This is a genomic window from Mesorhizobium sp. M0136, from assembly GCF_040322515.1.
Taxonomy (GTDB): domain Bacteria; phylum Pseudomonadota; class Alphaproteobacteria; order Rhizobiales; family Rhizobiaceae; genus Mesorhizobium.
This window is the reverse complement of record NZ_JAMYTP010000010.1, coordinates 90,742-115,659: the sequence shown is the minus strand read 5'-3', so window position 1 is coordinate 115,659 and position 24,918 is coordinate 90,742. Positions and strand designations below refer to the sequence as shown.

General features: G+C 63.6%; 23 protein-coding genes. 17 read left to right on the top strand and 6 right to left on the bottom strand.

The window, feature by feature from the left end:
* The first annotated feature begins 79 nt into the window (after positions 1–79).
* The 8 genes from NKJ35_RS14455 (at position 80) to NKJ35_RS14420 (ending at position 8,868) form a co-directional block, all read left to right on the top strand.
* Positions 80–1,390, top strand: a complete 1,311-nt coding sequence (locus tag NKJ35_RS14455; RefSeq protein ID WP_254815834.1) for an ABC transporter substrate-binding protein — start codon at positions 80–82, stop codon at positions 1,388–1,390.
* Positions 1,391–1,504: 114 nt separating this feature from the next.
* Complete coding sequence (locus tag NKJ35_RS14450) at positions 1,505–2,377, top strand: carbohydrate ABC transporter permease (RefSeq protein ID WP_031195183.1); 873 nt, start codon at positions 1,505–1,507, stop codon at positions 2,375–2,377.
* Between the two features lie 11 nt (positions 2,378–2,388).
* Positions 2,389–3,213 carry a carbohydrate ABC transporter permease gene (locus tag NKJ35_RS14445; RefSeq protein ID WP_352476993.1) on the top strand — a complete coding sequence of 275 codons (825 nt, stop codon included), beginning with the start codon at positions 2,389–2,391 and terminating at the stop codon, positions 3,211–3,213.
* A 52-nt stretch (positions 3,214–3,265) separates the two neighbouring features.
* The gene (locus tag NKJ35_RS14440) at positions 3,266–4,270 is read left to right on the top strand and encodes an ABC transporter ATP-binding protein (protein ID WP_352647859.1); all 1,005 of its coding nucleotides are present in this window, start codon (positions 3,266–3,268) and stop codon (positions 4,268–4,270) included.
* Positions 4,267–5,037, top strand: coding sequence for an L-iditol 2-dehydrogenase (locus NKJ35_RS14435; protein ID WP_352647858.1), 771 nt, complete (start codon positions 4,267–4,269; stop codon positions 5,035–5,037). Before NKJ35_RS14440 ends, NKJ35_RS14435 begins: the two co-directional genes overlap by 4 nt.
* A gap of 70 nt (positions 5,038–5,107) precedes the next feature.
* Positions 5,108–6,586 (top strand): mannitol dehydrogenase family protein, encoded by a 1,479-nt coding sequence (locus tag NKJ35_RS14430; RefSeq protein WP_352647857.1) that lies wholly within the window; start codon positions 5,108–5,110, stop codon positions 6,584–6,586.
* Positions 6,587–6,601: 15 nt separating this feature from the next.
* Entirely contained in the window at positions 6,602–7,285 is a 684-nt protein-coding gene (locus NKJ35_RS14425) for an HAD family hydrolase (protein ID WP_352647856.1), read from the top strand.
* Entirely contained in the window at positions 7,282–8,868 is a 1,587-nt protein-coding gene (locus NKJ35_RS14420) for an FGGY-family carbohydrate kinase (protein WP_352647855.1), read from the top strand. Before NKJ35_RS14425 ends, NKJ35_RS14420 begins: the two co-directional genes overlap by 4 nt.
* 19 nt (positions 8,869–8,887) lie before the next feature.
* On the opposite strand, the gene NKJ35_RS14415 is transcribed toward NKJ35_RS14420, so the two are convergent.
* A complete protein-coding gene (locus tag NKJ35_RS14415; protein WP_352648017.1) occupies positions 8,888–9,469 on the bottom strand; it encodes a histidine phosphatase family protein in 582 nt (193 codons plus the stop codon).
* A 232-nt stretch (positions 9,470–9,701) separates the two neighbouring features.
* Here NKJ35_RS14415 and NKJ35_RS14410 point away from each other — a divergent pair, with 232 nt between their 5' ends.
* Positions 9,702–11,105, top strand: coding sequence for an MATE family efflux transporter (locus tag NKJ35_RS14410; RefSeq protein WP_352647853.1), 1,404 nt, complete (start codon positions 9,702–9,704; stop codon positions 11,103–11,105).
* A gap of 17 nt (positions 11,106–11,122) precedes the next feature.
* On the opposite strand, the gene NKJ35_RS14405 is transcribed toward NKJ35_RS14410, so the two are convergent.
* The 4 genes from NKJ35_RS14405 to speB form a co-directional block, all read right to left on the bottom strand.
* Positions 11,123–11,770, bottom strand: a complete 648-nt coding sequence (locus NKJ35_RS14405) for an amino acid ABC transporter permease (RefSeq protein ID WP_352647851.1) — start codon at positions 11,768–11,770, stop codon at positions 11,123–11,125.
* Positions 11,767–12,435 (bottom strand): amino acid ABC transporter permease, encoded by a 669-nt coding sequence (locus tag NKJ35_RS14400; protein ID WP_254815843.1) that lies wholly within the window; start codon positions 12,433–12,435, stop codon positions 11,767–11,769. Before NKJ35_RS14400 ends, NKJ35_RS14405 begins: the two co-directional genes overlap by 4 nt.
* Before the next feature lie 6 nt (positions 12,436–12,441).
* Entirely contained in the window at positions 12,442–13,251 is an 810-nt protein-coding gene (locus NKJ35_RS14395; protein ID WP_352647850.1) for a transporter substrate-binding domain-containing protein, read from the bottom strand.
* A gap of 135 nt (positions 13,252–13,386) precedes the next feature.
* On the bottom strand, positions 13,387–14,448 hold the full coding sequence (gene speB / locus NKJ35_RS14390) for an agmatinase (RefSeq protein ID WP_352477003.1): 1,062 nt from the start codon (positions 14,446–14,448) through the stop codon (positions 13,387–13,389).
* 183 nt (positions 14,449–14,631) lie between these two features.
* On the opposite strand from speB, the gene gcvA reads away from it, so the two are divergent.
* From gcvA to NKJ35_RS14350, 8 genes are all read left to right on the top strand, one after another.
* Positions 14,632–15,606 (top strand): transcriptional regulator GcvA, encoded by a 975-nt coding sequence (gene gcvA, locus NKJ35_RS14385; protein ID WP_352477004.1) that lies wholly within the window; start codon positions 14,632–14,634, stop codon positions 15,604–15,606.
* A 192-nt stretch (positions 15,607–15,798) separates the two neighbouring features.
* Positions 15,799–17,103: a nicotinate phosphoribosyltransferase gene (gene pncB, locus NKJ35_RS14380; protein ID WP_352647849.1), complete on the top strand. Its 1,305-nt coding sequence runs from the start codon at positions 15,799–15,801 to the stop codon at positions 17,101–17,103.
* A gap of 22 nt (positions 17,104–17,125) precedes the next feature.
* Positions 17,126–18,583 carry a hypothetical protein gene (locus NKJ35_RS14375; protein WP_352647847.1) on the top strand — a complete coding sequence of 486 codons (1,458 nt, stop codon included), beginning with the start codon at positions 17,126–17,128 and terminating at the stop codon, positions 18,581–18,583.
* Positions 18,584–18,745: 162 nt separating this feature from the next.
* Complete coding sequence (locus tag NKJ35_RS14370) at positions 18,746–20,050, top strand: ABC transporter substrate-binding protein (RefSeq protein ID WP_352647846.1); 1,305 nt, start codon at positions 18,746–18,748, stop codon at positions 20,048–20,050.
* A gap of 107 nt (positions 20,051–20,157) precedes the next feature.
* Positions 20,158–21,039: a branched-chain amino acid ABC transporter permease gene (locus NKJ35_RS14365; protein WP_352647845.1), complete on the top strand. Its 882-nt coding sequence runs from the start codon at positions 20,158–20,160 to the stop codon at positions 21,037–21,039.
* Positions 21,036–21,998, top strand: a complete 963-nt coding sequence (locus tag NKJ35_RS14360) for a branched-chain amino acid ABC transporter permease (protein ID WP_352647843.1) — start codon at positions 21,036–21,038, stop codon at positions 21,996–21,998. The genes NKJ35_RS14365 and NKJ35_RS14360 overlap by 4 nt, the downstream gene beginning before the upstream one ends.
* Positions 21,995–22,723: an ABC transporter ATP-binding protein gene (locus NKJ35_RS14355; protein WP_352506045.1), complete on the top strand. Its 729-nt coding sequence runs from the start codon at positions 21,995–21,997 to the stop codon at positions 22,721–22,723. Before NKJ35_RS14360 ends, NKJ35_RS14355 begins: the two co-directional genes overlap by 4 nt.
* On the top strand, positions 22,716–23,459 hold the full coding sequence (locus NKJ35_RS14350; RefSeq protein ID WP_352647842.1) for an ABC transporter ATP-binding protein: 744 nt from the start codon (positions 22,716–22,718) through the stop codon (positions 23,457–23,459). Before NKJ35_RS14355 ends, NKJ35_RS14350 begins: the two co-directional genes overlap by 8 nt.
* On the opposite strand, the gene NKJ35_RS14345 is transcribed toward NKJ35_RS14350, so the two are convergent.
* Entirely contained in the window at positions 23,460–24,887 is a 1,428-nt protein-coding gene (locus tag NKJ35_RS14345) for a sodium:proton antiporter (protein ID WP_352647840.1), read from the bottom strand.
* Positions 24,888–24,918 lie beyond the last annotated feature (31 nt).

The following is a 24,918-nucleotide window of genomic DNA, read 5'->3' as shown; positions in this document are numbered from 1 at the left end:
TCTTGACATATTTCATCGCAAGTGAGTAATTGCCCACAGCCAAGGCAAATGCTCATCTTGGTTTATGGGAGGAATTTTGATGAAACTTCGCACGTTCACCCTAGGCCTGTTCTCGGCCAGCGCCCTCGCTTTCGCCGCGCATGCCGAATCCATCACCATCGCCACGGTCAACAATGGCGACATGGTCCGCATGCAGAAGCTGACCGACGACTTCACCGCCAAAAATCCCGACATTCAGCTGCAGTGGGTCACGCTCGAGGAAAACGTCCTGCGCGAGCGCGTCACCACCGACATCGCCACCAAGGGTGGCCAGTACGACGTGATGACCATCGGCACCTATGAGGTGCCGATCTGGGCCAAGCAGAACTGGCTTTTGCCGCTCGACAAGCTCGGTGACGATTATGACGTCAAGGACATCATCCCGGCCATAGCCGGCGGCCTGTCGGTCGACGGCAAGCTCTACGCAGCGCCGTTTTATGGCGAAAGCTCCTTCGTCATGTACCGCAAGGACCTGATGGACAAGGCCGGGCTCAAGATGCCCGACGCACCGACCTGGGACTTCATCAAGCAGGCCGCCGACAAGATGACCGACCGCGCCAACGGCGTGAACGGCGTCTGCCTGCGCGGCAAGGCCGGCTGGGGCGAGAACATGGCCTTCCTGACCGCCATGTCGAACTCCTTCGGCGCGCGCTGGTTCGACGAGAACTGGAAGCCGCAATTCGACCAGCCCGAATGGAAGAACACGCTGCAGTTCTATGTCGACCTGATGAAGGCCGACGGCCCCGAGGGCGCGTCGTCCAACGGCTTCAACGAAAACCTGGCGCTGTTCCAGCAGGGCAAATGCGGCATGTGGATCGACGCTACCGTCGCTGCGTCCTTCGTCTCCGACCCGAAGAACTCGACCGTCGCCGACAAGGTCGGCTATGCGCTGGCCCCGGACAATGGCCTCGGCAAGCGCGGCAATTGGCTGTGGGCCTGGTCGCTGGCCATCCCCGCCGGCACGCAGAAGGCCGACGCCGCTCAAAAGTTCGTTTCCTGGGCGACTTCGAAGCACTATCTCGAACTGGTCGCTTCAAAGGAAGGCTGGGCCAACGTTCCGCCCGGAACGCGCACCTCGCTCTACAACAACCCGGAGTACCAGAAGGCGGCGCCTTTCGCGAAAATGACGCTGGATTCCATCAACGCCGCCGATCCGACGCACCCGACCGTCAAGCCGGTGCCTTATGTCGGCGTCCAGTTCGTCGCCATTCCTGAGTTCCAGGGCCTCGGCACCACCGTCGGCCAGCTCTTCTCGGCGGCCCTTGCCGGCCAGACGAGCGTCGACGACGCCTTGAAGCAGGCACAGGACGCCGCCACCGCGACGATGACCGAGGGCGGGTACATCAAATAAGGCGCCTCCCGGTGCCGGTTGCCCATGGCAGCCGGCACGGGCCGCCCGAATCCCAGTTCGGGCGGCCAACTTTACGCCGCTGAAAAACTTGGCCGACCTCGAAGGGTGACCGTCATGGCTACTCAGCAGACCCGTTCGCTTGCCCGCTTCATGATGGCGCCATCCGTGGTGCTGCTGCTGGTTTGGATGATTGTGCCGCTGGCATTCACGCTGTGGTTCTCCTTCCAGCAGTACAACCCACTCAATCCGATGCGCGACGGCTTCGTCGGGTTTTCGAATTACGCGCTGTTCTATTCCAACCCGGCATTCCTGCAGTCGATCCTCAACACGCTCACCATCGTCGTCAGCGTGCTTTTGATCACGGTGATCGGCGGCATCCTGCTGGCCCTTCTGCTCGACCAGCCGATGTGGGGACAAGGCATCGTCCGCATCCTCGTCATCTCGCCGTTCTTCGTCATGCCGCCGGTGGCGGCACTTGTCTGGAAGAACATGATCATGCATCCGCAATACGGCGTCTTCGCCGATATTGCGCGTTTCTTCGGCGGGCAGCCGATCGACTGGTTCGGGCAGCACCCGCTCCTGGCGATCATCATCATCGTCGCCTGGCAGTGGCTGCCGTTTGCGACGCTGATCCTGTTGACCGCGCTTCAGTCGCTCGACGGCGAGCAGAAGGAAGCCGCCGAAATGGACGGCGCCGGCTTCATCAGCCGCTTCATCTATTTGACGCTGCCGCATATGTCGCGCGCCATAACCGTCGTCATCCTGATCCAGACGATCTTCCTGCTGTCGGTCTATGCCGAGATCCTGGTCACCACCAATGGCGGCCCGGGTTATGCCTCCACCAACCTGCCCTTCCTCGTCTACCAGAAGGCCTTGCTGGAGTTCAAAATCGGCCAGGCGTCCGCCGGCGGCATCATCGCCGTCATTCTCGCCAACATCGTCGCCTTCTTCGCCATGCGCGCCGTCGGCAAGAACCTGGACAAATAAGGGAGGATAAGATGGCACGTGCAGTCACCACCCGGCACAAGACGATTGCGACCGCGGCCGCCTGGATCGTCGCCCTGCTGATCTTCTTCCCGATCCTCTATACGATCATCACCTCGTTCAAGTCGGAGCAGGAGGCCATCCAGGGCTTCAACCTGTTCCCGTCGGGAACCATGGAGAGCTATTCCGAGGTCCAGGCGCAGAACGGCTATTTCAAATTCTTCCTCAACTCGGTGTTCCTCTCGGTCGGCTCGACCGTCCTGGCTCTGCTCGTCGCCATACCGGCGGCTTGGTCGATGGCGTTTTCGCCGGGCAAACGCACCAAGGACATTCTGATGTGGATGCTTTCCACCAAGATGATGCCGGCCGTCGCCGTGCTGTTTCCGATCTATCTGATCTTCCGCGACACCGGATTGCTCGACAGCCGCATCGGCCTGATGGTCATGCTGATGCTGATCAACCTGCCGATCGTGGTCTGGATGCTCTACACCTATTTTCGCGAGATCCCTGGCGAGATCCTGGAAGCGGCGCGCATGGACGGCGCATCGCTGTGGAACGAGATAATCTACGTGCTGACACCGATGGCGGTGCCCGGCATCGCCTCGACCATGCTGCTCAACATCATTCTCGCCTGGAACGAGGCGTTCTGGACGATCCGGCTGACCACCACCGAGGCAGCGCCGCTCACCGCGTTCATCAGCTCCTTCTCCAGTCCGCAGGGGCTGTTCTGGGCCAAGCTTTCGGCCGCCTCGACGCTGGCGATCGCGCCGATCCTGATCATGGGCTGGTTCAGCCAGAAGCAGCTGGTCCGAGGCCTGACATTCGGTGCGGTAAAGTAGCGGGCATCGCCTGACGCAAAACGAAAAGGATAGCCCTTCGGGGGAGGAAACCATGGGAAACATCACGCTCAAGAACGTCTCCAAATCCTTCGGGGCGACGTCCATCATCCCCGGCCTCGATCTGGTCATCGAGGACGGAGAGTTCGTCGTCTTCGTCGGTCCGTCGGGCTGCGGCAAATCCACCCTGTTGCGTCTGATCGCCGGTCTGGAGGATACCAGCGGCGGCACCATCATCATCGATGGCCGCGACGTCACCGGCGAGGCGCCGGCCAAGCGCAAGCTGGCCATGGTGTTCCAGTCCTATGCGCTCTACCCGCACATGACGGTGGCCAAGAACATCGCCTTCCCGCTGAAGATGGCGGGCGAAGACCAGGCGACCATCGACAAGAAGGTGAAGGACGCCGCGCGGATCCTGAACCTCACCAACTACCTCGACCGCCGCCCCGGGCAGCTCTCCGGCGGCCAGCGGCAGCGTGTCGCCATCGGCCGCGCCATCGTCCGCCAGCCATCGGCCTTCCTGTTCGACGAACCGTTGTCCAATCTCGACGCGGCGCTGCGCGGCACCATGCGGCTGGAGATCAGTGAACTGCACCACCAGCTCCAGACCACCATGGTCTACGTCACCCACGACCAGATCGAGGCGATGACCATGGCCGACAAGATCGTCGTGCTCAATGCCGGCAATATCGAGCAGGTCGGCTCGCCGATGGAGCTCTACAAGACGCCGAAGAATCTGTTCGTCGCCGGTTTCATAGGTTCGCCGAAGATGAACCTGATCGAAGGCGCGCCGGCCGCCAAATATGGCGCCAAGACAGTCGGCATCCGCCCGGAGCATATGAACATTTCGAAGACGTCAGGCGACTGGAAGGCGACGGTCGGCGTTGCCGAGCATCTCGGCTCCGACACGTTTTTGCACGTCCAGGCGGATGGCGTCGGGCAGCTGACGGTGCGTGCCGACGGCGAATTGGCCGCCCATCACGGCGACACGATCTATCTGACGCCGAACAAGGCCAAGCTGCATCGTTTCGGCACCGATGGGAAGGCGATGCTGCAATGAGGCTCCGGGGTAAATCGGCGCTGATCACCGGATCGGCGCGCGGCATCGGCAGGGCGTTTGCCGAAGCCTACATGCGGGAGGGGGCGACGGTCGCCATCGGCGACATCAATCTCGAGGCTGCCGAGAAGACGGCCTCGGAAATCGGCGGCAATGCCTACGCGGTGAAGCTGGACGTCACCGATCTCGCGTCGATCGATGCGGCCGTCAAGGCGGTCGAAACCAGGACCGGCGGCCTCGATATCTTGATCAACAACGCCGCCCTGTTCGACCTGGCGCCGATCGTCGAGATCACCAAGACAAGCTACGACAAATTGTTTTCGGTCAACGTCGCCGGCACGCTGTTTACGTTGCAGGCCGCCGCCCGTTCTATGATTGCCCGCGGCAAGGGCGGCAAGATCATCAACATGGCAAGCCAGGCCGGGCGCCGCGGCGAGGCGCTGGTCGCCGTCTACTGCGCTACCAAGGCGGCGGTCATCTCGCTCACCCAGTCGGCAGGGCTTGACCTGATCAAACACGGCATCAATGTCAACGCGATAGCACCGGGGGTCGTCGACGGCGAGCACTGGGATCATGTCGATGCCTTGTTCGCCAAGTTCGAGAACCGGCCGAGGGGCGAGAAGAAGAGACTGGTCGGCGAAGCCGTGCCTTATGGCCGCATGGGCACGGCGCAAGACCTCACCGGCATGGCGGTGTTCCTGGCCAGCGATGAGGCCGAATACATCGTCGCCCAGACCTACAATGTCGATGGCGGCCAGTGGATGAGTTGAGGGGGCGAAGGCGCTCTTCTCCCCGTCTCCTCCACGGGGGGAAGAGCCGTCCCGCTAAAGGGTAAAGCAGATGACCGTGAAACTCTCTTCTTCCATCCTAGCCAAGCTGCCGCCCAAGGTCGCCGGGCCGAAATACGATCGCGCCGCGCTTAAGGCCGGCATCGTGCATTTCGGCGTCGGCAATTTCCATCGCTCGCACCAGGCCGTCTACCTCGACGACCTGTTCAACTCGGGCGTTGGCCACGACTGGGCTATCGTCGGCGCCGGCGTCTTCGAGGGCGAGAAGGTCGGCCGCGGCAAGCTGCAGGAGCAGGACTGGCTGACCACCGTGGTCGAGCAGGACAGCGGCCATATGAGCGCGCGCGTCACCGGCGTCATGATCGACTTCCTGGTGCCTGGCGACGCGATCGCAATTGTCGAGCGGCTTGCCGATCCGGCGATCAAGATCGTTTCCCTGACTATCACCGAGGGCGGCTATTTCATCGATCCGGCTTCTGGCGTCTTCAATCCGACACATCCCGACATCGTTGCCGACGCTGAGCCGGGGGCGACGCCGAAGACCGTCTTCGGCCTCATCCTCGCCGGGCTACTACGCCGCCGTGCCGACGGTATCGTGCCCTTCACCGTCATGTCCTGCGACAACATCCCCCATAACGGCCATGTCACCTCAGATGGCGTCATCGGCCTTGCGCGGCTGATCGACGAAGGTTTGGCAAACTGGGTGAGCGAGAAGGTTGCCTTTCCCAATGGCATGGTCGATCGCATCACGCCGGCCACCACCGACCGCGAGCGCGGCATTCTCGCCAGCGAGTTCGGCCTCGACGACAATTGGCCGGTGTTTTGCGAACCGTTCAAGCAATGGGTGCTGGAGGACCGTTTCACCGACGGCCGCCCGCCGCTGGAAAAGGTCGGCGTGCAGTTCGTCAGCGACGTCGCGCCTTATGAGCTGATGAAGATCCGCATTCTCAATGGCGGCCATGCGACCATCGCCTATCCGGCCGGGCTGATGGACATCCATTTCGTCCATGAGGCGATGCAGGAGCCGCTGGTACGCGGCTTCCTCGACAAGCTCGAGCATAATGAAATCATCCCGACCGTGCCGCCGGTTCCGGACACCGACCTCGAAGATTACTACCAGCTCATCGAGCACCGCTTCTCCAATCCGAAGATCGGCGACACCATACGCCGGCTTTGCCTCGACGGCTCCAACCGCCAGCCGAAATTCATCATTCCGACGATCGCCGACCGGCTGAAGGCTGGCAAAAGCGTCACCGGCCTGGCGCTGGAATCTGCGCTCTGGTGTCGCTACTGCTTCGGCACGACGGATTCCGGTGCCGTCACCGAGCCCAACGACCCTAACTGGGGCCGGTTGCAGGCGACGGCCAAGGCGGCCAGGGACATGCCTGGCGCCTGGCTTGCCATGGAGGACATCTATGGCGATGTCGGCCGCTCGCCGTCCTTCGCCGAAGCGTTCGCCCATGCGCTCAAATCGCTGTGGGCGGACGGCGCGCGCGCGACACTGACGCGCTATCTCGCCGGCGACCTCTGAAGCCGATCCAGCGCGATGACGCCTGAACTGGTCATTTTCGACTGTGACGGCGTGCTGGTGGACAGTGAGATGCTGTCCGTCTCGGCATTGCTGGAGATGATCGCGCTTGCCGGCGGCAACGTCAGCGAGGACATTGCCTATGAGCACTTCCTTGGCAAGAGCATGAAGAGCGTCCGCGAAATCCTCGCAAGCGACTTCGGGCTCGATCTCACCGACCAGCATCTGACCGAGATGCGCTCCGAACTGATGCGCAAGTTCCGCCAGGAGCTGAAACCGATGCCAGGCATCGCACAGGTCCTGCCGAAGCTCGGCGTGCCGTGCTGCGTCGCCTCCTCCGGCACGCTGGAGCGCATCCGCTATGCGCTCGAGGTTACGGGGCTGCTTGCGCTGCTGGAGCCGCATCTGTTCAGCGCTGCCATGGTGGCGCGGGGCAAACCGGCGCCCGATCTCTTTCTCCACGCAGCAGATAAAATGAGGGCGGCCCCGCGAAACTGCCTCGTCGTCGAGGACAGCCCGGCCGGCATCGAAGCGGCGCGGGCGGCCGGCATGCGCGTCCTTGCCTTCACCGGCGGCTCGCACACCGGCAACCCGGCCTTGAAAGCGCGGCTTGCGTCAAGTGAGCCGGACTTTATATTCGCTGACATGCTGCAATTGCCCGATCTGATTGCAGGCCTGGGAGCGAGAGCAAGAACACCTTGACCAACAGTTTCGTTTGCGCGGTCGATGTCGGCACCGGAAGTGCCCGTGCCGGCATTCTCGACACCGGTGGCGCCTTGCTCGGCCGCGCCGAGCACCCGATCGCCATGCAACAGCCGAAGGCCGATCACGCCGAGCACGACTCGCAGGATATCTGGTCGGCGGTGTGCAGTGCCGTGCGCGCTGCCCGCGAAAAGGCGCGCGTGAAGGCTGAGGATATCGTCGGCATCTCTTTTGACGCCACCTGCTCGCTGGTGGTGCGGGACCGGCATGGCGGCCAGCTCAGCGTGTCCGTTACTGGCGAAAGGCGCTGGGACACCATCGTCTGGCTCGACCATCGCGCAATTGCCGAGGCCGATGAATGCACCGAAAGCGGCCACGCCGTGCTCGACTATATCGGCGGCGTCATGTCGCCGGAAATGGAAACGCCGAAGCTGATGTGGCTGAAGCGCAACCTGCCCGGAACATGGAACGAAGCCGGCTACCTGTTCGACCTCACCGACTTCCTCACCTGGAAGGCGACCGGCTCGCTCGCCCGTTCGCAATGCACGCTGACCGCCAAATGGACCTATCTGGCCCATGAAGCGACCGGCTGGCGGCGCGACTTCTTCGAAGCGGTCGGGCTCGGCGACCTTTTCGAGCACGGCAATCTGCCGGAGAAGGCGAGCCCGGTCGGCGCAGATATCGGTCCGCTCAGCGCGCAAGCCGCGGCGGAGCTTGGCCTCACCGAAAAATGCCGGGTCGGCGCCGGCGTCATCGATGCCTATGCCGGCGCGCTCGGCGTGCTCGGCGGTTTCGCCGGTGACGCGACGAACATCGGCCGCCATCTGGCCCTGATTGCCGGTACGTCGAGTTGCGTCATGGCGATGTCGCCAGATCCGCAGCCTTTCGCCGGTGTCTGGGGGCCATATTATGGAGCAGCGCTTCCCGGCCTTTGGCTGTCGGAAGGCGGCCAGTCGGCCACCGGAGCGCTGCTCGATCACATTATCCGCTGGCATGGCGCCGGCGGCGAGCCGGATGCCGTCATGCATGCCAGGATCGGCCGCCGCGTCGCCGAGCTGCGCGCCGCCGAGGGCGGCAACCTCGCCGCAAGGCTGCATGTATTGCCGGATTTCCATGGCAACCGCTCGCCGCTTGCCGACCCGCATGCCGTCGGCGTCATCAGCGGACTGACGCTGGATTCCTCCTTCGACAGCCTGTGCAAGCTTTACTGGCGCACCGCCGTCAGCATCGCGCTCGGCGTCCGCCATGTGCTGGAAGCACTGAACGAGAACGGCTATCTGATCGACACGCTGCACGTCACCGGCGGCCACACCAAGAACCCGCTGTTGATGGAACTCTATGCCGACGCCACCGGCTGCACGGTGGTCGAGCCGCTGGCGGACGAGGCGGTTCTGCTCGGCACCGGCATGATTGCCGCCACCGCGGCCAGGCTTTTTCCCGATTTGAATGCCGCCTGCGTCGCCATGCAGCAAGGCGGCAGGACGCGAGAGCCCAATCCGGCTGCCGCCGGCCGGTTCGACCGCGACTACCGCGTGTTCCTCGAAATGCACAGGCAAAGGCGGGCGCTGGACGCGATCATATAGGTCGAACGCCTTTCACGCGCTATCGCTGGTTCCAGCGCCGAACAACCGGCTCGTCGAGATCATGCTCATAACCGAGCACGCTTATGCTGGCGGTATCCAGCACGAACAGCGCGCCGGCTTGCGGCGGCAGGCCGAGCCAGCGCGCAGCCAGCACTCGCAGGAAATGCGAGCTTGAAAACACCAGGATGTTGCCGTTGGCCTGGCGCAGCTGGCTGACGATGCGGTCCGCCCTCGAGCCGACATCTGCGGCTGACTCGCCCCTCGGGCAGCCGTCGCGAAAGAGACGCCAGGCTGGACGTTCGGCAAGGATTTGCTTGGTGGTCAATCCCTCATAGGCACCATAATCCCACTCGGCCAGATCGTCCTTCTTCACGCCCGAAGAGCCGAAGCCGGCCAGCGCACAGGTGTTGAAGGCGCGCTGCGACGGGCTCGACCACACCGCCGAGAAGGACAGGCCCTTTAGCCGCTCAGTGACCCGCCTCGCAGCATCCTCGCCGGCCGGCGTCAGCGGTATGTCGGTCCGGCCGGTATGCTTTCCGGACGCGCTCCATTCCGTCTCGCCATGCCGAACCAGATAGATTTCGGGAAACGCGCTCATCAGGGTGCCTTTCAAATGAATCCACCGTGACCATAGCGGCTTCCATAGCCGCTCCAACAGCCTGCACTGAACCGACTGGCTTAACCCTTCCGCAAGTCAGCCCCTTGCCACCGGTGTCTATTTCATAGACAAACCCGTCGTAATGCGGAATCCGGCCGATCGTGGCCGTTTCCGCGCTGAGACGCGGCTTCCGGCTCTTGCCGACGTGCCGCAATCGGATAGGCGGAAAACTGGAATGTCTGCGATCGAAGCCGACGCTCGCGCGCCGGAAAACCTTTGGCGTCGGGAAATCAGGGCGATGCTGGCGCTCGCCTGGCCGATGGTGCTGACCAATCTCGGCCAGACCGCGATGACCGCTACCGACGTCATGATGATGGGGCGGCTGGGACCGGACACGCTGGCCAGCGGCGCGCTTGGTGCCAACCTCTATTTCATGCCGCTGATCTTTGGACTTGGCCTGATGCTGGCGACCTCGCCGATGATGGCGACCGAGCTCGGCCGTCGCCGCCACTCGGTGCGCGACCTGCGCCGCACCGTGCGCCAGGGTCTGTGGCTGGCGATCCTCATCTGCCTTCCGATATGGGCCCTTCTCTGGCACGGCGAGAGCGTGTTGCTGGCCATGGGTCAGGAGCCGGCGCTGGCGGATCAGGCGGGTATCTATCTGCGCTGGCTCGAATGGGCGGTGCTGCCCTTTTTCGGCTACATCGTCCTGCGCTCGTTCATTTCGGCGCTGGAGCGGCCGGGCTGGGCACTGATCATCGTTTTCGTTGCTGTCGCCTGCAATGCCTTCTTCAACTGGCTGTTCATGTTCGGCAATCTCGGCATCCAATCGATGGGCATCGCCGGCTCCGGCCTTGCCACCACTTTGTCCAGCACGCTGATGTTCGCCGGCATGGCGACGGTGGTGATGCTTGAGAAGAAATTCCGGCGCTATCGTCTGTTCGGACGCTTCTGGCGCGCCGATTGGCCGCGCTTCAAGGGCCTGCTGCGGCTCGGCCTGCCGATCGCCGGCCTGCTGGCGTTCGAGGTGACGATCTTCAACGCGGCCGCCTTTCTCATGGGCTTGATCGATGCGGCTTCGCTTGCCGCCCATGCGATCGCCATCCAGATCGCCTCGGTCACCTTCATGGTGCCGCTCGGCCTCAACCAGGCGGTGACGGTGCGCGTCGGGCTCGCCCACGGCGCCGGCAATCCGGAAGGTGTCAGCCGGGCTGGCTGGACCGCCTATGTCGTCGGTGTCTCCTTCATGGCGCTGATGGGGCTGGTGATGATCTTGTGGCCGCATCTCTTGATCGGCGCCTTCATCGATGTGGGCAATCCGGCTAATGCCGAGGTGGTGGCGCTTGCCGTGTCGTTCCTCGCTTTTGCCGCGCTGTTCCAGGTTTTTGACGGCGCGCAGGCGGTAGCCAGCGGCATGCTGCGCGGGCTGCACGACACCAAGGTGCCGATGATCTACGCCGCGATCGGCTATTGGGGCATCGGCCTGCCGCTCGGCGTGCTGCTCGCCTTCCGTTTCGGCTTCCATGGCGTCGGCATCTGGATCGGCCTGTCGTCGGGACTGGCGGTGGTTGCTGCACTCCTGCTGGGGCGCTGGCTGCGGCGGGACAGAATCGCGCCGCCGCTGGTATTCGGGCGTTGAATTGCTGGTCGCCCGGCTCAGCGCACCGCCGCCCGCTGCTCCAGCGAGCGCGCATATTGGGTCAGCGGAAAGCACATGACGAAGAAGATCAGCGCTACCAGCCCATAGACTTTGAATGGTTCGAAGGTCGCATTGTTGATCGCGTTGGATGTCCTCACCAGCTCCTCGAAACCGATGATCGAGGTCAGCGCGGTCGACTTGATCAGCTGCACCAGGAAGCCGACGGTCGGCGCGCGGGTGATCGAAAACGCCTGCGGCAGGATGATCAGCCTGAGCTCCTGCAGGTAGTGGAGGCCGAGGCTGGCGCCGGCGTCCCACTGGCCGCGCGGCAGCGCATCGACGCCGCCGCGCCAGATCTCGGCGAGATAGGCGCTGGCGAAGAAGGTCAGGCCAAGCACCGCCGCGGTCCACGGCTCGATGCGCAAGCCCAGCATAGGCAAGCCGAAGAACATCAGGAAGAGCTGCATCAGCAGCGGCGTGCCCTGGAAAAGCGCGATGTAGCCGGAGGCAAGCCGCCGTGCCCATTTATTCTTGGCGATCCGGAAGAACAGCACGATCATGCCGACCACGGCGCCGCCCATAAACGCAGCCAACGACAAGAGCACCGTCCAGCGCGCCGCCAGCAGCAGGTTGCGCAGAATGTCCCAGAAGGTGAATTCGATCATGACACGCCGGCTCCAAGAAGCCGGCGGCCGCCGCCGACCAGCAGCCGGCGCAGCCCGATCGACAGGGCGAGATAGACCATCGTCACCACGAAATAGGTCTCGAAAGCCCGGAACGTGCGCGCCTGCAGCATGTCGGCTTCATAGGTCAGCTCGCGCACCGCGATCTGCGACACCACGGCGGATTCCAGCATCATGATGACGATCTGGCTGGTCAGCGCCGGATAGATCACCTTGAGCGCCTGCGGCAGCACGATCTTGATGAAGACCTGGCGCGGCCTGAGCCCAAGCGCCAGTGCCGCTTCCGTCTGCCCGGGCGGCACCGCGTCGAGCCCGGCGCCAACGATCTCGATCGTGTAGGCGGCCATGTTGAGCGTCATCGCCAACATGGCTGCCAGCACCGGATCGAGCCTGACGCCGATGCTGGGCAGCCCGAAGAAGATGAAGAACAGCTGCACCAGGAATGGCGTGTTGCGGATCACCTCGACATACCAGCCGATCGCCCGCTTGAGCAGCAGCGGACCGTTCCGCCGCCCTGCCGCGCCGAGGATGCTGAGCAACGTTCCCGCCAGCGTGGTCACAGCGATCAGCAGGATCGTCGTGGCCGCGCCGCGCGCGATCGCCCCTGTCGCCCCGGCAAGCCAGCCGAAGTCGAGGCTATAGGTCACTGGCCGTCAATCCTTGAGATTGGCGGGATCGAGCGGTGTCTTCAGCCAGGCCTTCGAGCTTTCGTCCAGTTTGCCGTCGGCCAGCATCTTGGCGACCGCATCGTTGACCGCTTGCTTGAGGCGGTCTTCCTTCTTGTTGAGGCCGATATGCGAGGGCGAGGTGAGAAGCTGGAATTTCTGCTCCGGCTTCAGTTCCTCCTGCCGGGCGAGCACCTGGGCGCCGACATCGTTGCCGACCACCATCAGTTGGGTCTGGCCCGAGATGAACGCCTGGATGACGGAATTATAGTTGTCGAAACGGCGGATGTCGGCCGAGGCGGGTGCCGCCTCGGTCAGCGAGGTGTCCTCCAGCGTGCCGCGATTGACGGCGATCGACTTGTCGGCAAGGTCTTCCTTGCCTTTGACCGAGAGTGCTGCCGGGCCGATGACGGCGATGTAGTAGGGTGCGTAGGCGGCGGCGAAATCGATCACCTGCTCACGCTCCTTGGAGTAGCCGACGCTCATCAGCAGGTCGACGCGTTTGTCGGTCAGGTACGGAATGCGGTTCTGGCCGGTCACGCTGACCAGATTGAGCTTGACCTTGAGCTGGTCGGCGATGGATTGCGCCACGTCGATGTCGTAGCCCTTGATGCTCATGTCGGCGCTGGCCGAGGAGAAGGGCGGGAAGTCGGAAAAGATGCCGACATTGATGGCGCCGGCCTTGGCGATGTCGTCGATGGCGTCGGCATTGGCGGCCTGGGTGGTGAAAGCAAGACCGGTCGCGCCGAGCATCAGCACGGCGGCGACGGATGATTTGAGTTTCATGTGAAGTGTCATTGTCATTCCCCTGCTGGAAGCTTGTTTGTTGAATGCAACCGCCGGCTCCAGCGCGGCGGTCGCCTTTGGATTCTCTAGTGGACCATGATCTTTCCGAAAACCGGTTCCCACCTTCGGGATCATGGTCGAGCTGCGTCAGCCTGCCCTGCCGGCAATCGCCGGGCTGAACACCATCAGGCTGAGGATCTCGAACAGCACTTGCGCGCCCGCATGCGCCGTGTTGGTGGTCGCGTCATATTGCGGTGCCACCTCGACGACGTCGCCGCCGACGATGTTGAGGCCCTTCAGGCCGCGCAGCAGCTCGAGCACTTCGCGCGTCGTCAGCCCGCCGACCTCCGGCGTGCCGGTGCCCGGTGCGAAGGCCGGATCGATGCTGTCGATGTCGAAGGAGACATAGGTCGGGCCGTCGCCGACTATCCTGCGCGCCTTCTCGATAATGGCGGGAATGCCGAGGCCGGTCACCTCTTCGGCATGCACCACGGTCATGCCGGACTCATAGGTGAACTCCCACAGATATTCGGCCGAGCCGCGAATGCCGATCTGGATGGTGCGGCTCGGGTCGAGCACGCCGTCCAGCACCGCGTTGCGGAACGGCCCGCCATGGTGGAACTTGGTCATGTCGAACAGGCCGCTGGTGTCGCAATGGGCGTCGATATGGATCATGCCCACCGGCGCCTTCTTGCCGACAGCCTTCAGGATCGGGTGGCTGATCGAATGGTCGCCGCCGACTGAAAGCGGAAGGACGCCGGCGTCGACGATCTGGTTGGTGCGGCGTTCGATGTCGTCATGGCTGGTCTCCAGCCGGTAGCGGCTCTGGAACGGCACGTCGCCGATGTCGGCGACCTTCAGCTCATGCGTCGGCGCGCATTCCAGCACATGATTGTAGGGGCCGATGCGCTCGATGGCGCGCAACGCCCGTGGCCCGAAACGGGCGCCCGGCCGGTTGGTGACGCCAAGATCCATCGGCACGCCGATCATCGCCACCTGCAGATCGCCGAAATCCGGATTGTCGGCGGCGATTTCACGATAGGGCGCCGCGAGGAAGGTCGGGATGCCGGAATAGGGCGCCAGCCGCGTGCCGGTCTTGGAGAAGATCTTGTCGGCGACACGCTGGAATTTCGGGTCGAACATTTCGCCGCCATGGCTCTCGCCATATTTGCGGCGCAACGCTTCGAGCTTGCCGCGGTCGTAACCCATGTCGGTCCTCCATGGCTGGTGCGGTGCGCGGGCGGCGGCCTCGATAGCCGCAGCCGCCGGCTGTCTGCGGATTTCACGTCTTGATGCAATGCCTGGGCAAAGTGTCCTGTAGCTGCATTGAAAAATCAATTGATATTGTTAGGGTGTTCGCTGTGAGAAAATCTCACAGAGCTCAGGTTCCAAATGGCCAAGCGTTTGCCACCGCTCAACCCGCTGCGCGCCTTCGAGGCGACGGCGCGCCATGCCTCACTGAGCAAGGCGGCGGCCGAGCTGAACGTCACCCACGGCGCCATCAGTCATCAGATCAAGGCGCTCGAGCAATCATTGGGCGTCAAGCTGTTCGAGCGTGCCGGCCAGCGGGTGAAGCTGACGCCGCACGGCGCCGAGTTGCTGCCGGCGGTGTCGACCGCCTTCGACGGCATTGCCGCCGCCACGCAGCGCATGACACGGCCGGCCAGCACCGGCGCGCTGTCGGTATCGTGCGTGCCGGCTCTGCTGTTGCTGTGGATGATCCCGCGGCTGGGCAGCTTCACCTCGCAATATCCGGATATCAGGCTGACGCTGATCCCATCCAATGACGCCAAGGACGTCCGCGCCCCGCACATCGATGTCTGCGTGCACTATGGCGACGGCAGCTGGACCGACTGCTGGATGCGCAAATGGTCGGGTCTCGAACTGTTCCCGGTGGTCAGTCCGACGCTGATCAACAACCGCCCGATCCGCACCGTCCGCGACCTCGCCGATCACGTCTTCCTGCATGGCGATGACGGCCGCGAATGGCACACCTGGCTGGCCGCCGCCGACGCACTGGACCTCGAGCGCGGCCGCCGCCATCATCTCGGCGATGCGCGCATGGCGACCGAGGCCGCGGTTCACGGCCATGGCGTGGCGCTCGGCGATACGGTGACGGCAAGCGGACTGCTCGCCCGGGGTCTGCTTGTCGCCCCGTTCAGCCTTTCCGTGCCGGCGGTCGACGATTTCTACGTCGTCTGCCGCAACGAGATGCGGTCGGCGCCGATCGTGCAATTGTTCATCGACTGGCTGTTTGCCGAGAAAGAGCAGGCCGACCGCCGCGCCGACGCGCCGGTGGCAGGTCGCATCGGCATTCGCCGCAAGCGTCCAGCGCTCAAGGTGGTCGGCTCCAAGACCGCATCCTGAGGCCGAAACTGCCGCAGGCGCCGCTTGCCGCAGGGGCTTCTTTTTGTCGGGCCAGCCCGCAAAGCGGGAGGCGCGTTCAAAAATTCGATGCTAAGAGGCATTTGGAGCAATTCCAGGAAAAGTGCGCAGCGGTTTTCCATCCGGAATTGCGATAGACAAAAGCTAGAGCGAGCAGCGAAGGCGCATTGAGCGATGGCAAAGACCGATATAGCGCGGCGCGTCTACAACCACACCTGGAAGCTCGACCCGATCGTCCGTAGCTTGCTCGACACCGATTTCTACAAGCTTCTGATGCTGCAGATGATCTGGGGCATGTATCCCAAGGTCGACGCCACCTTCACGCTGATCAACCGAACCACCTCGGTCCGCCTTGCCGAGGAGATCGATGAGACGGAGCTGCGCGAGCAGCTCGACCATGCCCGCACCTTGCGCTTCTCGAAGAAAGAGATGATCTGGCTCGGCGGCAACACCTTCTATGGCCGCAAGCAGATCTTCGAACCGGAATTCCTCGCCTGGCTGGAAAATTTCCGACTGCCCGAATACGAGCTTTCCAAGCGCGACGGCCAATACGAACTCGCCTTCAGCGGCCCGTGGATGTACACGACGCTGTGGGAGATCCCGGCGCTGGCAATTATCAATGAACTTCGATCGCGCGCGGCCATGCGGGCGTTCGGGCCGTTCGCGCTCGACGTGCTCTATGCCCGCGCCAAGGCCAAGATGTGGGCCAAGACCGAGCGGCTGAAGGCGCTGCCCGGCATCCGCATCTCGGATTTCGGCACCCGCCGCCGCCATTCTTTCCTGTGGCAGCGCTGGTGCGTCGAAGCGTTGAAGGAGGGCATCGGCGAGGCCTTCACCGGCACCTCCAATGTGCTGCTCGCCATGGACAACGATCTCGAGGCGCTCGGCACCAACGCGCATGAACTGCCGATGGTGTTCGCCGCGCTCACCAATTCGGAAAAGGAATTGAAACAGTCGCCCTACAACGTGCTGCAGGACTGGCAGCGCTACTACGGCGGTAACTTGCTTATCGTACTGCCGGACACCTTCGGCACCGCGGCGTTCCTGCGCGATGCACCGGACTGGGTCGCCGACTGGACCGGCTTCCGCCCCGACAGCGCACCGCCGATCGAAGGCGGCGAGAAGATCATTTCCTGGTGGCGCGAAAAGGGCAAGGACCCCAAGCAGAAGCTGCTCATCTTCTCGGATGGGCTAGAGGTCGAGACCATCGAGGAGACCTACCGCCACTTCCGCGGCAAGGTGCGCATGTCCTTCGGCTGGGGCACCAACCTGACCAATGATTTCGAGGGCTGCGCGCCGACCGAGACCAACCGGCTAGACGCCATCTCGCTGGTCTGCAAGGTCACCGAAGCCAACGGCAGGCCGGCGGTCAAGCTTTCCGACAATCCGGCCAAGTCGACCGGCGACGAGAAAGAGATCGAGCGCTATTTGCGGATATTCGGCCAGAAGGATCGCGTGGAGCAACTGGGGAAAGTGTGAGGTGGGGGGACTCTTGCGTAGTATGAGTTCCTTCGCGCCCCCCTCTGTCCTGTCCGGCAGGACAGAGGGGGGCGCCGTAGAGCCCCGTCGTTACAGTCTAGCTCTCGTCGTTGTTGCCTTTGCATTCTCGCCCACTCCCGCCTTCGCCCATGCCTCCGACCGCGGCCACGTCCTGCTGCTTCCCACCGGTTACTACGCCGTGGGTGGCGCGCTCGCCGTTGCCGCCAGCTTCCTGATCCTCGCTCTACTCCCGCCGGACTCCCTCGACCGCTTCTGGCGCAAACGCCTGCCGCTTTTCGCCTTTGGCGACGGCGCGCGGACTGCCGCCAGCCTGGTATCCTTTGCCGGCTTTGCAATTCTGATTGCCGCCGGCCTGTTCGGCAGCCGCGATCCGCTCTCCAATCCGCTGCCGCTGACCGTATGGACATTGCTCTGGGTTGGGTTGGCTCTGTTGCAGGGGTTGGCCGGCGATCTCTGGTCGTGGGCCAATCCGTGGTACGGGCCGTGCCGCGTCGTCTCGCACCGGTTCGGCAGATCGCAGCCGCAGTTGCTCCCCCAGTGGCTCGGCTATTGGCCGGCTTTCGTGCTGTTCTTCGCCTTCGCCTGGTTCGAGCTGATCGACCCTGCGCCCGACGATCCGGCGCGGCTGGCCTGGGCGGCCGGCGCCTATTGGCTGCTGAGCTTTGCCGCCATGCAGGTCTTCGGATACCGCGACTGGAGCCGGCGCGGCGAGTTCCTGACGGTGTTCTTTTCCATGGTAGCGCACTTCGCCATCGTCGAGCGCAACGAGGACGGCCGGCTCGAACTCTGCTGGCCGGGTGCCAAGCTGCTCGGTGCCGCGCCGCTACCGCTCAGCGGCGTCGCTTTCCTGCTGCTTGCGCTATCGTCTGTGTCCTTCGACGGCCTGTCGAAAACCTTCTTCTGGCTAGGCTGGTTCGGCATCAATCCGCTGGAGTTTCCTGGACGCACCGCTTTGATCGGCATCGGCAGTTTTGGCCTTGTGCTGAGCTTTGCCGTGCTTGCGGCCGTGTTCGCGCTCGCCGTCTTTCTTGGCCAGCACCTTGCCGGCAGCAAGCATTCGCTCGGTCACGCCGCCGGGCTTTTGGTCTGGTCGATCGTACCGATCGCGCTCGCCTACCACTTCGCGCATTATCTGACGGCGCTGCTGGTCGACGGCCAATATGCGATTGCCGCTCTTTCCGACCCGTTTGCGCTGGGCTGGAACCTGTTCGGTACCGCCGACATGTCAATTGAAGCCGGCGTTGTCGCCGGCGCCGGCTCGGCGTGGTGGCTGTGGAACCTCCAGGCCGGCGTCATCATTGCCGGCCACATGCTTGCAGTGCTTGTCGCTCATGGCTTGGCCTGGCGGCTGCATCCCGTTCCGGCTCGCACCGCGCTCAGCCAGTTCCCGCTCACCGTGCTGATGATTGCCTATACCGTCCTCGGCCTATGGCTGCTTGCGACGCCGAGCGCCGGATGAACGAGGTGCGCGATGGCCGTCAATCGAACCTTGGGGAAAGCTCGCTTGCCACGTCAGAGCTTTGGTGATTTAGTTTGTACACATGCAATTTTCGGCCCTCTTAACAAGAGTGGCCTGCCTGCAACAGCCATTGGTCAAAGCTCAAAAACAAGGGGAACTGCCGTGACTGACAAGAATGGGTTTTTCGATCTCTCCAGATCCGCTCTCACCCGCCGCACGGCGCTGAAGGGCCTTGCCGCCGGCGCCGGTCTTGCCGTCGCGCCGGGTTTCGTGCGTTACAGCCAGGCGCAGAGCTCGGCGCCGATCAAGATCGGCTTTCAGTCGCACCGCACCGGCATCGGCGCCGCCTATGGCCGCTGGTACGAGAAGACCACGGCCGCTGCCGTCAAGGCTATCAACGATGCTGGCGGCATCACCGGCCGGCCGGTCGAGGTGATCATCGAGGATGACGGCACCGATCCCGGCCGGGGCGCCGAAGTCGTCGGCAAGTTCGCCTCCCAGCACAAGACCGACATCGTCTACGGCACGCTGTTTTCGCATGTCGTCATCGGCTCGGCGCCGGCCGCCGGCGAGGCCAAGATGCCCTATTTCGTCGTCAGCGAAGGCCACCACGTCGCGTCGACCAAGTTGAACCGCTACGTCTTCCAGCCCGGCATCACCGATGTGAAGAGCCAGATCCAGTCGATGGCGCCGTGGATTGCCGCCAATGCCGGCAAGAAGGTGACGCAGATATTTCCCGATTTCGCCTTCGGCTACGACCATCGCGACTACCTGCCGCCGGCCCTGAAGGCGCAAGGCGCCGAGGTCATCGCCCAGATCGCCATCCCCCCGACGGAATCCTCCTTCACCAAATATTTCCCGCAGATCCCCGCGGAGACCGAGGTGATCTACCACGTCATGGTCGGCCCGGGGGTGCTCACCTTCGTCAAGGAGCTCGGCGAGTTCTACGGCTCCAATCGGCCACAATTGTTCGGCTTCATCGATTCGCTCGAAGCTACCGACATCAACAGCCCCGGCCTCGAATTCCTTGACGGCAGCCATTTCTGGGAAGGTTCGCCGCGCTACGCGCAGCCTGATGATTCCCCCGCGCAGAAGGCCTACCGCGCCGCCGTCGGCATCGACGACAATGGTGCCGCCGTCGGCGACCCCAAGGACGTCTCCACCGCCGCGCATATGTTCGGCTGCTGGGAAACGCTCTATGTCGTCAAGAAGGCGATGGAAGACGCCGGCTACAAGGGCCCGGAAGACCGCGCCAAGCTGGTCGAGGCGACCGAGGCATTGACCGAGTTCGCCGAAGGGCCCGAGCATCCGCAGGGGCCGAAAACCTTCAACGGCAAGATCCACCAGTGTTTTGGCATCCAGAACATCTCCAAGGTCGAAGGCGGCCGGCTGAATGTCGTCCACAAGACCAAGATCGAGGACGGCCTCTACGAGCCGGAAGGGGATTACACGACGCAGGCGCTGTGAGCTTGGCTGCCGCAGCAAGCGTGAGCGCCAAGACACCCCCCTCTGGCCTGCCGGCCAGGCAGGCAGGCCAGAGGGGGGTGCTTCGCGCATCCGCCGGTGCTTAACCGATGCACTTCGGACCTCACCTGCTCCTCGCCGCCCTCGAAGGCCTCGTCACCTCCGCCGTGCTGGCGCTGACGGCGCTTGGGTTGTCGCTGGTGTTCGGCGTCATGCGCGTCGTCAATGTCGCGCATGGCGAGTTTTTCATGCTGGGCGCGGTGCTTGCCTGGGCGATTTCTACGGCGATATCCGGCCATCCTGCGCTCGGCTTCCTGGCCGCCCTGGTGCTGGCGCCATTGATCGTCGGTCTGATCGCGCTGGTCGCCGAACGGCTGGTGCTGCGCCGGCTCAACTATAATCCGGAAGCCACCATCGTCGCCACCATCGGCATGCTCTACATCATCCAGCAAATGGCGCTGACCTTCTACGGCCCGGAGGCGCGGCCAGTCGAGCCGCCGTTCAGCTACCGCATCCTCCTGCCGTGGTTCGGCTATTCCAGCTACAAGCTGTCGATCATCGCCGCGTCGGCGCTGCTGCTGATCGCGACCTGGCTGGTGCTGACGCGCACGAAAATCGGCCTCGTCATGCGCGCCACCCAATATGACAGCGAGACGGCGCAGGCCTTCGGTATCCCGGTGACCAGAGTCTATGCCGGCGTTTTCGCACTCGGCGCCATGCTGGCGGCTGTGGCCGCGGTGCTGATCGTGCCGATCAGCCAGGCGCATTATCTGATGGGGCGGGACCCGCTGCTGCTCTCGTTCATCGTCGTCATCATCGGCGGCCTCGGCTCATTGCGCGGCACGGTGGTCGCCGCGGTGCTGATCGGACTGTCCGACGGCATTATCTCGGTGTTCTTCTCGCCGACGCTGGCCAAGATCATAGCCACCGTGCTTGTCGCCATGGTGCTGGTGTTCCGGCCGCAAGGCCTGTTCGGGACAGCATCGCGATGAAGGATGCTTCGCCGGCAAAGCCATATGCGCTGCATCTCGGCGTCATCGCCCTGCTTTTCGGGCTTAGTTTTGTCCTGCCGGAATATCATCACGGCCTGCTCGCCCGCATTATGGTGCTGGCGGTCTTCGCCATGGGCTACAATCTGCTGTTCGGCTATGTCGGGCTGCTCAGCCTCGGCCATGCCATGTTCTTTTCAGCCGGGCTCTATGGCGCCGGCCTTGCCGTCATCCATCTCGGCTGGAGCGTGCCGGCCGCCTTCGCAGCCGGGCTTGCCTGCGGCGCGCTGCTTGCGCTGGTGATCGGGCTGCTGGCGCTGCGCACCTCCGGCGTCGCCTTCATGATCGTCACCATGATGTTCGCTCAGGTATTTTATCTCCTCATTCTTTATTTCGCCGCCTGGACCGGCGGCGACCAGGGCTTGGTGGTGCCGCAGCCGATGCGGGTCCTTGTCCTGGGCAGCACGTCATTCGACCTCACCAACGCGACCGTGCGCTATATAAGTGCGCTGGCACTGTTCTCGATCGTGCTGCTCATAAGCCTGGCGATAGTCCGCTCCGGCTATGGCCGTGTGCTGGTCGCCATCCGCGAGAACGAGGAGCGGACCAAGATGCTTGGCTACGACACGTTCTCCAGCAAGCTTGCCGCCGTCATCATCTCCGGCAGCATCTGTGCGGCTTCCGGCGCTGCCTATGCGCTGCTGTTCGGCTATGTCGGCTCGAGCTTCGCCTCGGTGCAGTATTCCATCCTGCCGCTGCTCTGGGTGCTGCTGGGCGGTGCCGCCACCACGCTCGGTCCGCTGATCGGCACACTGTTCATGTATTATGTCATCGACGTCGCCAGCGGCTACACCTCGGCCTATCTGCTGATCGTCGGCATAGCGCTCATCCTGCTGGTGCTGTTCTTCCCGAGAGGCATTCTCGGCAGCATCCGCCAGCGCTGGCTCGGGTGGTTGCCATGATGCCGCTGCTTACCACCAAAGGCCTGTCGCGCAGTTTCGGCGGCTTGCGCGCCGTCGACGGCGTCGACTTCGCGCTGATGCCGGGCGAGATCCGCGCCATCATCGGCCCCAACGGTGCCGGCAAGACCACCTTCGTCAGCCTGGTCAGTGGCCGCATCCAGCCCTCGTCGGGCATGATCGTCTTCGACGGCGCCGACATCACCAGCCTGCCTGCCTACGCCCGAGTTCGCCTTGGCATCGCCTACACGTTCCAGATCACCAGCGTCTTTGCCAATCTCAGCGCCTACGACAATGTTGCCCTGCCGGTGCAGCGCACGCTGACCGACGGCCGCTCGAAGGGCGCGGTTCACACCGGCGTCATGGCGGCTCTCGAGCGCACCGGCCTTGCCGACCGCGCGCAAATGCCGGCCGGGCAATTGTCCTACGGTCACCAGCGGCTGCTGGAAGTGGCAATGGGACTGGCACTGAAGCCGCGGCTGCTGATCCTCGACGAACCGACGCAAGGGCTGGCCGATAGCGAGATCGACAATTTCATCGAGCTGGTGCGCGAGATCGCCGACAGTGCCACCGTGCTTTTGATCGAGCACAACATGCCGGTGGTCATGCAACTCGCCGACCGCATCACCGTCTTCAACGCCGGCCGGATCTTGGCTGAAGGCACGCCCGAGCAGATCCGCGCCAATGCCGCGGTGCAGGACGCCTATCTGGGGACCACCCATGGCTGAGGTCCAGTCCAAGGCCCAGTCCAAGGCCCAGTCCAAGGCGTTGACCATATCCGGGCTCGATTGCTTCTATGGCGAAGTCCAGGTGCTCTATGGCTTGGATCTTGTGTTGAACGAGGGCGAGGTGCTCTGCCTGTTCGGCCGCAACGGCGCCGGCAAGACGACGACGCTGAAGGCGATCATGGGCCTGGTGCCGGCAAGCGCTGGCTCGATCCGGCTCGAAGGCCGGGAATTGACCGGCCTGCCGGCACATGAGGTGCCCAAGGCCGGCGTCGCCTACGTGCCGCAGGGCCGGCGGCTGTTCGCCGAGATGACTGTGGCGGAAAACATCGAGATCGGCCTGATGGCCCGCAACAAGGGCAAGGCGACGCGCGAGAATGTGCTCGATCTTTTCCCGCTGCTGCGCCAGCGCCTCAGGCAGCGTTCCGGCACGCTTTCCGGCGGCGAGCAGCAGATGCTGGCCATGGCACGCGCCCTGTGTCTGGAACCGCAGGTGCTCCTGCTCGATGAACCGACCGAAGGGCTGATGCCGTCGATGATCGCCAAGATCCGTGAAACCGTGTCGAAACTGCGAGCGCTCGGCGTGTCGACAATTCTTGTCGAGCAGCGCGTCGATGCCGTGCTCTCGGTCGCAGACCGCGTTTGCTTCATCGAAAACGGCCGCAACCGCGAGACGGTCGATGTCGAGGAACTGCGTGCCGATCCCTCGGCGGTCCGTCGCTATGTCGGCGTCGGCTGATCAGGCAAAAAACAGCAAGCCGGCGAGCAGGAAAGTCGGGATCAGCACGGCGCCCGACCACGCCATATAGCCAAAGAAGCTCGGCATCTTGATGCCGCGATGCCTGGCAATGGCGTAGACCATGAAATTCGGCGCGTTGCCGACGTAGGTGTTGGCGCCCATGAACACCGCGCCTGCCGAGATCGCCGCCAGCGTCGAGGCGAGCTCGGTCATCAGATGCTGCGCATCGCCGCCGGCCAGTTCGAAGAATACCAGATAGGTCGGCGCATTGTCGAGGAAGGACGACAGCGCTCCGGTCAGCCAGAAATACGCGAGATTGTCGGGCGCGCCGGTCGGCGAACTGACCAGGAGCACCAACGGCGCCAGCGCGCCGTCGAGGCCGGCCCGCAATATGGCGACGACCGGAACGATGCAGATGAAGATGCTGGCGAACAGCTTCGCCACCTCGGCGATCGGCCCCCAGCTGAAGGCGTTTGCGCCGCGAAACTCCTTCGGCGAGACGACAAGCGACATGAAGGCCAGTATCAAGATGACGGCGTCGCGCACCAGATTCTGCAGCTCGAGGCTGACGCCCTGAAAAGCGAAACTCACTCCCGGCTTCCAGGCAGCAGAAATCAGGATCGCGGCGATTACACCGGCCAGCAGCGGGATGTTGGCCAGGCCGCGGATGCGCACCTTGCTGTCGGGCGTCGGATCCTTGATCTTCGGCGCGCCTTCCTCCCGATGATGCATGATGATGTCGATCGCCAGGAAAACCACCAGCACCACGCCGGCGACGAACAGCGTCTCGGGCAACAGGTGAACTGTCGTCCAGAAGAAATCGACGCCGCGCAGAAAGCCGACGAACAGCGGCGGATCGCCGAGCGGCGTCAGCGAGCCGCCGATGTTGGACACCAGGAAGATGAAGAAGATGACGACATGGGCGTTGAAGCGCCGGTTATCGTTGGCGCGGATGAGCGGCCGGATCAGGATCATCGAGGCGCCGGTTGTGCCGATGATCGAGGCAAGCACCGCCCCGCCCAGCAACAGCCCGGCATTGACCAGCGGCGTGCCGTGTATGTTGCCGGCAACGAAGATGCCGCCCGAAATGGTGAACAGCGCAAACAGCAGGATGATGAACGACATGTATTCGGTGAGCAGCGCATGCAGCACCGCCTGCGTGGCCGACGGAATGCCGAAGGCGATTGCCAGCGGCCCGATCACCAATGCCGCCCAGAAGGCAGCGATCTTGCCGTAATGGTGCTCCCAGGCATGATGGAACAGCAGCGGGCCGGTCGCGATGCAAAGCAACAGCCCGGCAAACGGCAACACCCACCACAGCGACATGGCGGCGCCCGGCAATTCGTGCGCTTCGGCCGCGAGAACCGCTCCCGGAGAAAGGATTGCGGCAATAAGTGCAGCACCTGCCGTCAACGCCGCAAACCGCATGAAGCCCTCAAAAGTCTGTCAGGTTCGGCTG